The organism is Treponema sp. (assembly GCF_052169735.1).
GTDB lineage: Bacteria > Spirochaetota > Spirochaetia > Treponematales > Treponemataceae > Treponema.
In genome coordinates, this window is sequence record NZ_JBQNBW010000001.1 from 43,684 (window position 1) to 57,511 (window position 13,828).

Below are 13,828 nucleotides of genomic sequence, written 5' to 3' on the forward strand. Positions count from 1 at the left end.
AACTATCCATAACAACACTTATTCTCCAAGCCGTTGTAATACCTCACGGGCAAGCGGGTCTTCGGGGTAAATATCTACAACTGTTCTAAAAAAAGCCTTTGCTTCTTCGGTTTTCCCTTCTTTTAGAGCAAGGGTTCCTAAATTCGAAATAATTTTAATATTTTCAGGTTCCTGCTCAAGAGCAGTAATAAGCCATCGCCGGCTTTCATCAAACCGGGACAACTCCATCAGACAAATAGCCAATTCATTGCAAATATCACAATAGGCAACTGCAAGTTCTTCTTTATTCTTCTTTCCCAGCTCCAGACAATGCAAAAACGCTTCTGATGCATCCTGCCACCGTTCTTGCCGGCGCAATGCCCAGCCTAACAAAAACCATGCATTCCACACCTTAGGGTGATGCTCCAAAAATTCACGGATTTTTTCCAGTGCCTTATCTTCTTGTCCCATTTGGATAAAATCAAATGCACCTTTAAATAACTCATCATCAAGCGCTTGGGTTTCAATCCATGTAATAAGCTCCGCCGCTTTTTGTTTGCGCTGTATAACGGCTTCATCTTCGGAAGTTACCAGTTGTAAATAGGTTTCAAGTACACTTTTTGCCTTTGGAAAATTTTTCTGTTTAATAAAAAAAAAGCCTGCATTAAAAAATGCTTCAGGGATAGGAGGTTCTGCAGCAAGTACTTCTTTATATGACTGAAATGCCTTATCAGTATAGTAATCGGCGTAAGCTTCCGCACCTGCATGTTCATAAAAATGAGCCCGCTCATCCATCAGTAAAGCAATATTCAGCTTCGTCGGCATGTCTTCGGGGAACAATCCTTCAAGCGCAAACAACAGCTGTTCAGCTAAATCAAAATCAGCATTTTTAATTTTTAAGATTGCTGCGCTTGTCATTTCATCATGAATATTTGGGCGAAGCGTCTTAAAAATGTCCCGATAGTATGCAATATGCTGGTTATCACGTTCATAAGCAAAGATATTGAGCATACCTGCAAGTATCATCTCTTCTGAAAGACTTTCTGTTCTAAAATCTTCTTTTTCTCCGGATAATAAGAGCGGAAGCGGTATCGACGAATCAAAGCCGGGAATTTTTGCAGTCAGAGCATATTCTTCAGGCACCTTTATGTAAAGAAGCCTCTGTTCTGAGTTTTCCATATCAATTCAATCCTACTTTTATGAAGCTGCGCGTATCTTTACGAATCGGTGACGTGATAGATTTTACGTTGCTGATTAAAATATTGTGTAAGCCGTATCTTGTATGCAAGCGGCACACTCGCGATATTATACGCCATAGCAACTGCAATGAGGTCTTTTCTTGTTTCCACTAATTCCGCCCGAATAATTTTACCGCGTATACCGATCACAACAGAAGGATCTTCAAAATCGAACTTGAGTACACAATCTTTATTCAGTAAAAAGGGCGCGACACCAGCCATAATGAGTTTAGCGCCGGAAAAAGAAATATCCCGCAAAATACATCGCCTCGGAATATTTTCAATGTAAACGATGGTTTCTTTTTTTACGAGAGATAGCTTACGAACCGCTTCTGCATTTAACTCAACCCGTTCATCTCCGCGTTTTGTGGTATTGGCCTTTGCGTCAACAAGGATGCCTAATTTCTCAATTAAATCATCGGGGGCACGTTGGGTATACTCAATATTTAACAGTAATAGATCTGGGGTTACAGTATAGGGTGTACAGCTGACAACTTTACCGGACACATAAAAAGAGAGGTCGCTTTTTCCCTTCGACTGAAAAAAAGAAAACCTTAATGAAATAGCCGTTGCTCCATCTTTAATTTTTTCGTAAATACCGCAATGCTGCGGCACGATTACTTTTGCTCCCATCATGGAAGAAGAATTAATCACGCATGACCATGGTCCACCGTCTTCTGCACCGACACAGCGTATTGATACTTGCTGTGTATTAAAGCTCATCGCTTGGATAACTTCTTTTGTAAAAGTTATTTCGGCTTTTTGAAAGCAATCATAATACCTATTAAGCTGTTGACTTGTCAGAAACCCCATACCTATAATAATAATTTTATTTTATTAAAAGGTCAAGACAGTAAATATATAGGACTCCAGCACGAAAAATAATACGGTCATCAAACAATATACATCCTTGTACATTGTTTGATAGCGGATTTGGGGACAGCAAAAATATCGTTGCTGCTATAACCGCCGCCATCCGCCTCTTATTGTGTATAGTGCTGCTTGATTTTTTCTCTTAAAGCTTATACTGTAATATCTGTATATCCGCCCGGAGCGGATAGCTGTTTCTAAGCTACAATATACATTCGGTTAAAAGCATGAATATCTTTCTTCTGATTATTACAGCATTTTTACCGGCTTTTGCAGTACTCCGGCAGGTATTAAAAACAAAGTTTCCTCCTGTCTTGATACTCATAACCTTTTTCGCAGCAGCAGCAACACTGTTTCCGGTACGTTTCTTTCAAATTACCAGCCGCTTTTTTACCCAAACACTACTGCACATATCAGCTTTTTATTCCGACTTTTTTGAACGTTTTTTGAACAGCTTTATTACCGCAGCACTGATAGAAGAAGGCTGTAAAACCGGTGTCTTTATACTGCTTTCCATTTACATGCACCGCTGCTGCAAGAAAAATCACACTACAGTATTACCCTATCATAGTTTACTCACAGCTTTTTTCTTCGGCTGTCTTTTTAGCGGTTTTGAAAATATATCATATAATATACGGTATCCGCAGTTTCAGTTTTTGAGGATATGCACAACATCTGTGCTGCATGGCGCTCTCAGCAATTTTTATTTCAAAATCTTGCACGCAAAAACACAGACAGCTGCTATCGGCATTTTTCTTACAGCAGTTGGATTGCATGGCTGCTACAATTTCTTTGCAGCACTAGGAGGGTGGTTTATGCTGCCTGCTTTAGCTGTAATAGGGCTCACCCTTATGGCAGCCGGTAACACCTTGCAAAAAATCATACCCTCCAACCGCAGCAGCTAGCCGTCATAAAGCAATAGTTATACGAAATTCATACGAAAGAGATTTAATTTGCTGTTCCAATATCTCGTATACCATAGTTCCCTCTCCGGTATTCCCTGCAATCAGAAGTTCTATCAAGATAGCCTTTCTCGAATAATTCGCGCCGGAGCAATGCGTAATCAGCAAAAACGATATGCTGTAGTATTAGCTCGTTTACGTCTTTCTCGGAGTACCGGACATCGGCAGCAAAATAGTGTGCAATATACGCAAGCACCGCAGATTGTTCTGCTTGTTTCTTTGGCCAGCGTATAATGCGCCCATCCTCATTCATAATACGTTTTTTGATTAGTTCAGCAGTTTCCATAGTATGGACCTTTTAAAGGACTAGCGGCTTAATTCAGACACAGCTGCGGTGAAAAAACCGGTGCGTCCCACACCGTAGAAAACACTTTCTTCCCATGCAGCCGTAATGTTTTCCTCAGAGATAAGAAAGGCAGTATAGCTGAAATGTTCCGGTAAAGCAGGGAGATGCAGCTCTTTCATTTCCTGCTTTTCAGTACAAGTGAGAAAAGTTCCATCGGGCAGCAACAGCGCTGCAGACTGCTGCTTTTGCGTCCCCGTATATACAATCGCGTATGCATTCAGCGGCTGCTGTGCAGAAACAGATTGTGCAGCCTTACCGTGTGCAGGCTTAAAAAAGACATCACCTTGAACACCGGTATCGGAACAGAGCCGTATATACAAATCAGCAGCGTTATTAAGCGAAGCAGTCAATGATTTCACCAGCTCCGGCATCGCAGTATAAGAGCGAGGTTCACAAGCAGCACGAAAGGCTTCTGCAGAAATCTGTTCACAGTGCTGGGATGCATCCTGCTGGGTAAAAACAGAAAAATCTTTGCACATAAGGTACGTAAACGCAATATCCGTACCATTATCTGCTTTAAAACTTGCATACCACTGTCCTTCAACCTCAGCAAGAGATTTACACTGAGCTTGTTTCGGTAAATGGAGCGCACGTATATCGGCAACAGGACTACAGGAAGCAGTTGCTGCATTATATTTGAATAAAAATGACGTATTGGTAATCTTTTCAGGAGGCAAAAAAGCTGAATCTTGATAGAGCCTCATAAAAATATCCCCGTCTACCGTGTAAATATCTGCGGCAGTAGCATCAACAAGCTGCGGATGCTGTACACGCAGCGGCACATCCGGCTGCAACATATTCAACGGATATATCCCGCATTTATTGATGAGAAAGAACGTATCGCCGTTTAAACTTGAGTCGGCAATCCGGACGGTTTCCGTCCATGGACGGAAACCCACTGGAGGCACTGAGGTAATAGTCTCCGTACCTTGCAAACGAACACTACCGTCAGTATCGGTAGAAAAAAAGTACCAATGCGAGGCTGCTGCAGGAAGAGCCGCCGGAGCAGCTTTCGCTGCTCCCTGCACCGCTTGCGGTGCAGCATCGTTCCGGCTGCACGCCGGAACGATGAGCGCGGCTCCGCAGAGCAGCAGCGTCAAAAGAACCTTACGCAAGAGCAACGGCTTCAATTTCGACCAGTCCGTCTTTCGGCAAGCGGGCAACCTCCACAGCAGAACGCCCGGGATAGTTTCCGGTACCGAAAACCTCACCGTATACCTTGTTCATTTCAGCAAAGTTGTTCATATCGCTCAAGAATACAGTTGTCTTAACCACCTTATCCAGACTACTGCCGGCAGCTTCGAGTACTGCTTTTAGATTCAAAAGCGATTGACGGGTTTGCTCGGCAATACCGCCAGGAACAAAAGCACCGGTTGCAGGATCAATCGGCAACTGACCGGAGGTGAAAATAAAACCGTTCGCAGCAATACCCTGTGAATACGGTCCAATCGCTGCGGGAGCTTTATCCGTTGCAATAATATTTTTCATCTTCTTTTTTCCTTAAATGACAATACTAAACCTGTTCGACAAAAAAGTTATCAAACAGGTCTAAGGCATCTCTAAAAACTCGGTTAGATTTTTAGAGATGCTCGACGAGTTTTAATGTACGTCTTTATATCATAATGACTTAAATTAAAACATCGCAACTTAAATCTAAGGGAAACCTCTAAAAAACTGAGGTTTTTAGAAGTTCCCTCTATTACAAGAGATTAGAACCCGTACCGTGCGAACGTAGCGCGTCCGGCATACCGTGCTTGGCAGCCCAGTTCTTCTTCAATACGAATCAGCTGATTGTACTTTGCAATACGGTCACTGCGGCTCATAGAACCGGTCTTAATCTGCCCTGCTTCCAGCGCAACAGCGAGGTCGGCAATAAAGGCATCTTCGGTTTCTCCTGAACGGTGAGAAATAACTGCGGTATATCCTGCATTCTGTGCCATCCGTACTGCGTCGATGGTTTCAGTTACTGTTCCAATCTGATTGAGCTTAATCAATATTGAGTTACAAGCTCTTTCTGCAATCCCGCGCTTGAGCCGTTCGGTATTGGTAACAAAGAAGTCATCACCGACAATCTGGATTTTATTTCCAAGTTCCTTGGTCAAACGTGCATAGCCTTCCCAGTCATTTTGATCGAGCGGATCTTCGATTGATACGATAGGATAGGTGTTAATCCATTTTTTATAGATTTCGATCATTTCATCCGCACTGAACAGCTTATCAGGATTGGACTTCCAGAACTTATATCCCTTGCGTCCGCCTTCATCGAATAACTCGGAAGAAGCACAGTCAAGTGCGATTGCAACATCAGTACGCGGCTTGTATCCTGCCTTCTCAATCGCCTTCATAATGTATTCAAGAGCGGCTTCGTTATCGATATCGGGCGCAAATCCGCCTTCATCACCAACGGAAGTAGCCTTGCCGTCAGCCTTCAAAAGACTCTTTAATGCGTGGAACACTTCTGCGGTCATGCGTACTGCTTCATGAATAGATTCAGCGCCGACCGGCATCACCATATATTCCTGAAAGTCGATTTTATTGTCGGAGTGCTTACCGCCGTTGATGATATTCGCCATCGGAACCGGCATTTGCAAGGTATGAGCTCCGCCCAAATAACGATAGAGCGGTAATCCTACATAATCAGCAGCAGCACGGGCAACAGCCATCGAAACACCGAGCATCGCATTAGCGCCCAGCTTCGACTTATTCGCAGTGCCGTCCAAATTTAGCATTGCTTGATCGATTTCTGCCTGTTCCAAAGCATCCATACCTTCAAGCTCTTCGGCAATAATGGTATTAACATTATCCACCGCTTTTAAAACACCCTTACCGCCATAGCGTGCAGCATCACCGTCGCGCATCTCCAGCGCTTCGTACTCACCGGTAGAAGCCCCAGACGGAACGCAGGCACGTCCAAAACTGCCGTCGCTCAACGCAACATCAACTTCAACGGTGGGATTTCCACGAGAGTCTAAAATCTCGCGCCCTTCAATATACACAATATCACTCATATACGACCTCCTCAAAAGCCTGATATAGAACTCCCTCATCTTCAAAATAATAAGGAGCTTCAAATAGATCGGATATATTTTACACTTATTTTATGATATAATCAAATGGTTATGGAGTTTATTTTTGCTCAGATAAAGCCGTCCTGCAACCCTTGGGTTTTTTTAGTAGTTCTGTTAGAATAGAGGTATGAAATCACTCCAAGGTCGTTCGCTCTTTATGCCGAAAAATCCGCTTCTTATAAAAAAAGAGCGCTTATATTCACTCTCTGATTGTTTAAATGCCCTGTCGAAAAAACAGCTGCTCATTATTACCGATGAGATTATGCCTATTTCCTTCAAGGCGAAAAATCATACCAAGGCGGTATTAGTGCCGGCCTTACAAACGGAAATACAACGGCGTGTGCTGTATGCCTTTAAGTATTTATATCCCTTTGTGTCAGCCTTCTTTGTCGGTTTTGTATTCAAAGAAAAGCTGTCCGATATCCTCAAGAATTTTAAAGAATTGGAACAAATCAGTCTGCCGCAGGAGCATATGCAAATTATTGCTGCACAGATATTAATGGAAAACGGTTTTTGTTTTGCATTTTTGCCGAAGGGGAAACGGACGGTACAGTATGTTATTCCTGATGAACTGCAACCTGTTGCAGAGCAGATGCTCAATACGGTTTCTTCAGTGGAAACACAGCCTATTGCCCGGAATGATTTGATGCTATACGCAAATGTACTCACCTCTTTATACGGTATTTGCTCTGTCGACTTGTTCATGAGCATCTATAATCGTGATACCATACATACGATAACAGACAAACAAGCTTTTTTATGGGCTATGGAAGAAGCTGCTGCTATAAGCGGTAATTGTTATTTTGTTGAAGACTCTGTTGTCTCAAACCACATATTCCATGAAAAGTATGAAGATCAAAAGCAGATACTCGAGACAATGCGTGGGGAATTTGAGCCTTATATCCCGTCGGAAGAAGAAATAGTAAACAAATTTTTTCTCCCATTCTATGATGCCGACTTAGAAGCGTACAAGCAATGTGTTGAATGCTTGGCGCAATACCTCCCCAATCGAGACGCGGTAGAGTGGGCAGAGTCTATGGTAGAGAACCTTTGCTCATGCATTAAACTGGATTTCTCAATTGATGAGCAGCTTAAAGTGTTAGACCCACATTATAATGTATTACCCCAGATGTCCCGTGATGATCAAAAGCAGTTGGGATATCTATTGGGGGCTCTCAATACAGGCTGCCGCCGATGGACATTGTGGGGGCATACGCCCTGTGAAGTTTCGGAAGATGATGAGATGAATGCTCAGACCATCAATAAAGATGAAAAAACAGCGGATAGAGAAGGTATCCCTAATTTCCGTGCAGATCAGCCGGATGATATACCAAACAAGCCGTGTGCCGCCTTACCAGCCGGATCTTGTATTCCATCGGAAGCAGACTGCGAAGCAATGCTGGCGTTATTTGATGAGTATTGTACTGCCGGAGACGAAGTCCCTTGGGACAGTATTCGCAGCGCACAGATGAAACGAATCGCTTCATCCTATAAAAAAGTTCTCTCTATGTTTGAGGACTTTTTGAAGGAAAGCATGGAGGACACGGTCGAAGAGTTAATTGGGCAATGGCTTGCGAGTATATGGCATAAAACGGCAAATCGAGGCGGTACATTCGGTAATCAGCAATGGAACTATGTAGCTTTTAGAGTGCTGGAAAGGCTTGCTGAAAATATTTTTAGCTGCGAAGGAGAGGATGGAAGAATATTTGTCGTCTATTCCATTGCGCTAGAGGAGATGACCGAGCCATACATAACCTGTATGAGCGTACTGGTAGATATGGGCGGCTGGTATCTGCCGTGCGGTCCATTTTTATTGTGGAGGGGGCTTTTTCTATTTGATATTATTGCTCTGGCAAAACAAGTAGCGCCTCAGATGTACAAAGAGCAAGGATTGAGCGCTGTTATCCACTTTAATCCGTGTCCCTTTTGGGCGATGGTCATTCTTGGTCCTGTTCCAATTACCGGTTCCAAAGAGACTATTGCTATTGAATGTTCACTTGAATGCCGCTTCAAAAATAATATGCCTCCGGAACTGCCGAAGTCGTGGCTCATGGAGAAATCGGGGAATTATACACGTTGGGTTTACAATAAAAATGACGATTTTAACAGCAGAGAACTCTATTACAATCATAAAACGCATGAAGTTTTTTTATATGCACATAATGAAGAATCCTTTCAGAAGCTGCTTAAAACTCTCAAAAAATATATCGACGTGGGTGAGAATGAAATTACAAAGACCTCTCTGATTCTCGCAACATTCTGTGAAAGTATCTTAAAATATCCAAATAAACATACACAGCTTGAAAAGAAGTTCAAGAAGTAAGCGTAGAGCATCTCTAAAACTTCATGTATAGTTTTTAGAGATGCCCCGTATTGCGAGGATAACGTATGGATGAACAGGCGGTTTGCGCTGTTGAAAACGGAGCCGTGTTATCAGTTTGATGCAATAAATCTCATTGTATAAAGCGGAAAAAATGAGTATAGTCCTTGCATGTTTCATTTTTTGGCACTGTGTGCAGTCGGTGCAGAACCGATTTTGTCCAACGAATTAAAATTACTCGGGTTTAAACCGGAAAAGCGGTTACCGGGCCGCGTTTTTTTTACCTCGGTACAATCTGAACCGGAAGTTGTCAGCATCATGCGGGCAAACTTTTATCTCCGGACGGCAGATAGAATATATCTGGTGCTCAATGAGTTTACCGCAGATAATTTTGATACCCTCTACGATACGGTCGCTGCGGTGGAATGGCAGCGCTTTTTTTCTAAAGATTCCAAAATTACCGTAGATAAGGTACGCACTTTTAAGAGCAGGCTTTCTTCTGAACACGCAGTGCAAAAAGCAGTACATAAAGGAATATGCACGGCGCTGTGTTCTGCATGGAAGATGGATGTTTTACCGGAAACAGGCAGAGAATATACCGTGCGGATATATATTGAGCATAACCGCGCCTATCTTTTACTGGATCTTTCCGGGGAACCGCTGCACCGAAGAGGCTATCGGCTCAGCGGCGGTGCAGCTCCCATGCGGGAAACTCTCGCTGCCGTTCTGCTGCAGTGTATGCAGTGGAAGCGGAAGCTGCCCTTACACGATGCCTTTTGCGGATCCGGTACTATCCCGATTGAAGCAGTGTGGTATGCCCACAATATCCCACCCGGAATAGGACGCTCCTTTGCTTTTGAACATTTTGCCTGCTATACTGACAAAAAAGCTCAAAAGCTGATCGAAGAAGAACGGCTGCGAGGTGCTGCTGGAATCCGTACGGACTGTGTGGTACGAGTCAGCGGTTCGGATAATGATCCTGATGCGGTACGCCTTGCCCAAACGAATGCAGAGCGCGCGTGTATGCTTGCCGGTAAAGCATTGCAGCGGATTGGACGGGATAACCGTATTCCACGCCCTGAATTTATAGAGTCAGATTTTTCTGATCTTGCAGCGCCCTACCCGGAAGGGGTATTGCTTTCCAATCCTCCTTATGGAGACCGGCTTGGGGATGAGGCAGATGCGGCGGCTCTGTATGAAAAGATGACTGCCATTCCGCAGGATTTTCAAAACTGGCGCTTAGGTTTTATCACTGATAAACCAGCTTTTGCTGATATATTTTTACGTTCGGGCGTTACGCTTAAAAAGCATCCGATAAAAAGCGGTAATCTTGACACCTGCCTCTACATATACGGTCTTTAGGGGGTGGGGTTATGCCGGAACGTTTTTCTGCTTTTCATACCATTTTTACCGGTATACTGCTGCAGGCATTACCCTTTCTATTGCTGGGTGCGCTGTTGTCTTCTGCATTGCGGGTATTTGTGTCCGACAGCACTCTTATTAAGCTGTTTCCTAAAAAATATGGGATAGGCTTTGCAACAGCTGTTTTTGCAGGGTTCTTTTTTCCTGTTTGTGAATGCGCTGCCGTTCCACTGATGCGCAGTTTAATCAAAAAAGGGGTTGATATGCCGGTTGCAGTTACCTTTATGCTTGCCTCCCCTCTTATCAATCCTATTTCAATTTTGTCAACCCTGTATGCGTTTCCGCAGCAGCCGATGGCAGCATTCTATCGCTTGTGTTTCGGTTTAATAATCTCACTAGGTATTGGGCTGCTTCTCTTATTTTATCCCAAAGAAAAATACCTGCGCGATGACTTTGGCTCCTATCAACCTGAAACGCTGCAGAATAGACAGCTGAATACCGTTAACCGCTTACAGTATTATACTGAATCTGCGGCAGACGCTACAGTCATGTCTGCTGAAGGAAGCAGGCGGACACTGCAAGCCGTTATGCACATTGCCGCAGGCAGAACCGCTGCAAAAAGTGATAGACACAGCGAACTTTTATTGAAAATGCATACCCTCCTTATGCACACCTGCTCGGAGTTTTTTACTGCGGGGCATTTTTTGATTATTGGTGCCTGTATCACGGCGCTTATCCGAACAGCCGTACCGCAGAGCTTTTTTGCTATGGCAAGCAGAAATACCGGTACATCCTTGCTTTTAATGATGCTGTTTGCCTTTGTTTTTTCCGCATGTTCAACCTCGGATGCACTGATTGCCCGCAGCTTTTCTGCCCGCTTTCCATTTATTGCAATTCTCGGTTTTTTGGTTTATGGACCGATGATGGATATAAAAAACCTTGCAATGCTGCTGACGCTATTCAAAAAGCGCTTTGTAATTGAACTCACCGCTCTTATCACTGTGGGGAATTTTATCGGGATTTCGCTCCTCTCGTATCTCCTGTTGTGATACCGTATTGTACCCCTGCTCCAATCGCTTTCGTGTGCTGTTATTCGTACGGAGGGGTACGTCACAAGCCGCGCCGGGGGTGCTGATTGCGCTATAGGGCACCTCTACAAATCCATACCTGCGTTTTTAGAGGTGCCCTCTTGCTTTTATTCCTCTCTGTATTCCTCCATTATGGAAGGATTTTCAATTTTCCCATTGTGTAAGAGCTTTGGATATACCGTGAGTTTGAGCTTCTTTTCTATTCCTTGTAAAATGCGAAGTTCGTATTCATCCCCAATAACAACATTCACGCCCTTTTTTCCCGCTCGTCCGGTACGTCCGGCACGGTGGATAAACACATCTGTATCCTGCGAAAGCTGCATTTGTACAACATAGTCAATATCGGTAATGTCAAGCCCGCGTGCCGATAAATCACTGGTTATCAGTATCTTGATCTTACCTGACCGGAAACGGGCAATCACTTGTTTACGCGCTGCTCCATCCATTTTACCGTAAAGCGGCACGGCATCAATCTTTTTATACTGCAATTTTTGTGAGAGCGTTTCTACTTCTTGTGCCGGAGCGGTAAACACCAAGATTTTTGCATCTCCTGCAGCATGGATAAACGCACGCAAGGCATCCATCTTGCTCCGCCGCTCACTTAAAAACGCCCAATGCTCTATGGAACCTTGAAGCACGCCGGTATGGGCAAGCGAAATAAAAGCCGGTGCAGGGCTATCCGGACTACGCGGCAGCATACCGGTCAAAAGATCGGTGTTTTTGCCGTTAAAGGTTGCAGAACATGCAAGAACTTGAATATCAGTAGGCAGCATCTGTAAAATATGCTGCAAACTCTCCTTACTCTCCCGTGTCAGCAGCCGGTCTGCCTCATCAATAACCACTGCCCGTATTCCCTGCAATTTCAGCTTTTTCAAACTGACTAAATCTGCAATCCGTACCGCCGTACCGATCACAACCGCCGGTTTCTCCTTTAATCCGTCTATCTGCCGTTTGATGGAGCTGCCGCCGATACAAAGCTGTACCTTAAAAAGTCCTTGCGTAGCTCCTTGCAGCTGGAGTGCTGCATCCTTTATCTGGGAGGCAAGTTCAACAGTAGGGCTTATAATCAAAATGCGCGGAGCGGTAGACTGCTGAGCTTCTGTCATCACCTGACTGAGCAGCGGTAGTAAGAAGGCAAAAGTTTTCCCCGTACCGGTTTCTGATTCAAAAAAAACACTTTTCCCTTCTAATACAAGCGGGATTACTTGTTTTTGTACAGGGGTCGGCTGTGTAATGCCGTAGGTATTCAGCGCCTCAAGAAAAGGCGGATAAAGCTGTCCATTAAAAAAATCTGTCATGCTGCAAGGATAGCATATTGTTACGGTAAATGCTATAATTTTACGGTTAAGCATTACAGGGCATCTCTAAAACCTGAGATTTTGGAGCTTTTTACTATCAGCTCTATCGGAATGCAAAGAACAAAAAGAGGTTTTATTTTGAAAATAGGAATTAATACATTTGGATGCGATCACGGCAGATCAGGTATCGGAGCATATATTCTTTCCTTAGTGCATAATCTGCCGAAAACAGAACATAAAATTCAGCTTTTTGGACATGAATTAGATAAATATACCTATACCTCAGGCATAGAAGGCGTTTCTTTTGCAAGTGTTTCCATTGCAGATACCGCTTTTGCAGAGCAGGCGTGGCATAAACTATCATTTAATACCTTTGTACGGAAGCAGCAATACGATATTGTTCTCTACCCTTCCGGTTTAAAACTTTTACCGATGAGTTTTGAAGTCCCGGCTATCCTCGTTGTACAAAATATTCTTGCAGAAAAAAATCAAGGATACTTAAAAAATATTTCTGCATTTGTTTCTAAGCTGATGATGAATTCCGTTAAGGGCATTATCAGTCCCAGTTGCTATATTAAGGATAATCTTCTGCAATGTGGTCTAACCGACAGGAAGATACAGGTTATCCACAACGGGATTGACACCGAGTTATTCCATCCTCATACCTTACAGGCTCAGGAAGCATTGATGATTAAGCCGTTTGCTATCCGCCGTCCCTATATCATTTATGCTTCACGGATTATCCATCCGGAAAAACGGCATGTTGAACTGATAGAAGCTTTTTCAATTTTTAAACAAAAAAACAAGAGTCCGCACCGTTTAGTTATTGTTGGCGCCGATGGAGAGCATGCTGAACAGGTACACCGTGCTGTGTTACAGTCTCCCTTTGCTTCCGACATTCTATTGACCGGTTATCTGCCGCATGAGAATCTCCCGCTTATTTATTCTGCTGCCGATATTTGTATTTTTCCCTCCCCGGTTGAAGGGGTTGGTTTACCGGTTATCGAAGCAATGGCGTGCGGCATTCCCACAGCTTGTGCACGGGCTGGCGCATTACCTGAAATTGCCGGAGATTGTACCTACTACTTTGAGCCGAACAAGCCTGAACGCATTGCTGCAGCAATGGCGGATATTGTAAATGACCCGGCAGGAAACAATACAGCGAGACGCCAACAGCTTATTAGCGCGGGGATAGAATGGGTAAAACAGTATAGTTGGAAAAAAACAGCAGAGGAAACCCTTTCATATTTAGAAAAAGTTGCCGGGAACCCACGTTAAAACCCTGCACTTTGTATTG

Annotated in this window: 12 protein-coding genes; 5 read left to right on the top strand and 7 right to left on the bottom strand. The window is 43.8% G+C overall.

Annotated features, from left to right (window positions below; genetic code table 11):
- Positions 1-18: 18 nt before the first annotated feature.
- Positions 19-1,158: a tetratricopeptide repeat protein gene (locus ACTTJ8_RS00255; RefSeq protein WP_442718699.1), complete on the bottom strand. Its 1,140-nt coding sequence runs from the start codon at positions 1,156-1,158 to the stop codon at positions 19-21.
- Positions 1,159-1,196: 38 nt separating this feature from the next.
- Positions 1,197-2,030 (bottom strand): PilZN3 domain-containing protein, encoded by an 834-nt coding sequence (locus ACTTJ8_RS00260; protein WP_442715253.1) that lies wholly within the window; start codon positions 2,028-2,030, stop codon positions 1,197-1,199.
- Positions 2,031-2,314: 284 nt separating this feature from the next.
- Here ACTTJ8_RS00260 and ACTTJ8_RS00265 point away from each other — a divergent pair, with 284 nt between their 5' ends.
- Positions 2,315-2,992, top strand: a complete 678-nt coding sequence (locus ACTTJ8_RS00265; protein WP_442720000.1) for a PrsW family glutamic-type intramembrane protease — start codon at positions 2,315-2,317, stop codon at positions 2,990-2,992.
- A gap of 43 nt (positions 2,993-3,035) precedes the next feature.
- Here ACTTJ8_RS00265 and ACTTJ8_RS00270 read toward each other — a convergent pair whose 3' ends face one another.
- The 4 genes from ACTTJ8_RS00270 to eno form a co-directional block, all read right to left on the bottom strand.
- Positions 3,036-3,335 carry a DUF2087 domain-containing protein gene (locus ACTTJ8_RS00270; protein WP_442720001.1) on the bottom strand — a complete coding sequence of 100 codons (300 nt, stop codon included), beginning with the start codon at positions 3,333-3,335 and terminating at the stop codon, positions 3,036-3,038.
- A gap of 20 nt (positions 3,336-3,355) precedes the next feature.
- Positions 3,356-4,510: a DUF8086 family protein gene (locus ACTTJ8_RS00275; protein ID WP_442720002.1), complete on the bottom strand. Its 1,155-nt coding sequence runs from the start codon at positions 4,508-4,510 to the stop codon at positions 3,356-3,358.
- On the bottom strand, positions 4,503-4,883 hold the full coding sequence (locus ACTTJ8_RS00280) for a RidA family protein (protein WP_442715257.1): 381 nt from the start codon (positions 4,881-4,883) through the stop codon (positions 4,503-4,505). The genes ACTTJ8_RS00275 and ACTTJ8_RS00280 overlap by 8 nt, the downstream gene beginning before the upstream one ends.
- A gap of 221 nt (positions 4,884-5,104) precedes the next feature.
- On the bottom strand, positions 5,105-6,403 hold the full coding sequence (gene eno / locus ACTTJ8_RS00285) for a phosphopyruvate hydratase (RefSeq protein WP_442715258.1): 1,299 nt from the start codon (positions 6,401-6,403) through the stop codon (positions 5,105-5,107).
- A 187-nt stretch (positions 6,404-6,590) separates the two neighbouring features.
- On the opposite strand from eno, the gene ACTTJ8_RS00290 reads away from it, so the two are divergent.
- The 3 genes from ACTTJ8_RS00290 (at position 6,591) to ACTTJ8_RS00300 (ending at position 11,194) form a co-directional block, all read left to right on the top strand.
- Positions 6,591-8,786, top strand: a complete 2,196-nt coding sequence (locus ACTTJ8_RS00290; RefSeq protein WP_442718702.1) for a hypothetical protein — start codon at positions 6,591-6,593, stop codon at positions 8,784-8,786.
- 168 nt (positions 8,787-8,954) lie between these two features.
- On the top strand, positions 8,955-10,145 hold the full coding sequence (locus ACTTJ8_RS00295) for a THUMP domain-containing class I SAM-dependent RNA methyltransferase (protein WP_442718703.1): 1,191 nt from the start codon (positions 8,955-8,957) through the stop codon (positions 10,143-10,145).
- Between the two features lie 11 nt (positions 10,146-10,156).
- On the top strand, positions 10,157-11,194 hold the full coding sequence (locus ACTTJ8_RS00300; RefSeq protein ID WP_442720003.1) for a permease: 1,038 nt from the start codon (positions 10,157-10,159) through the stop codon (positions 11,192-11,194).
- Between the two features lie 146 nt (positions 11,195-11,340).
- On the opposite strand, the gene ACTTJ8_RS00305 is transcribed toward ACTTJ8_RS00300, so the two are convergent.
- Entirely contained in the window at positions 11,341-12,531 is a 1,191-nt protein-coding gene (locus ACTTJ8_RS00305; RefSeq protein WP_442720004.1) for a DEAD/DEAH box helicase, read from the bottom strand.
- A 138-nt stretch (positions 12,532-12,669) separates the two neighbouring features.
- Between ACTTJ8_RS00305 and ACTTJ8_RS00310 the strand changes: the two genes are divergently transcribed.
- A complete protein-coding gene (locus tag ACTTJ8_RS00310; RefSeq protein ID WP_442720005.1) occupies positions 12,670-13,809 on the top strand; it encodes a glycosyltransferase family 4 protein in 1,140 nt (379 codons plus the stop codon).
- The last annotated feature ends 19 nt before the right edge of the window (positions 13,810-13,828 follow it).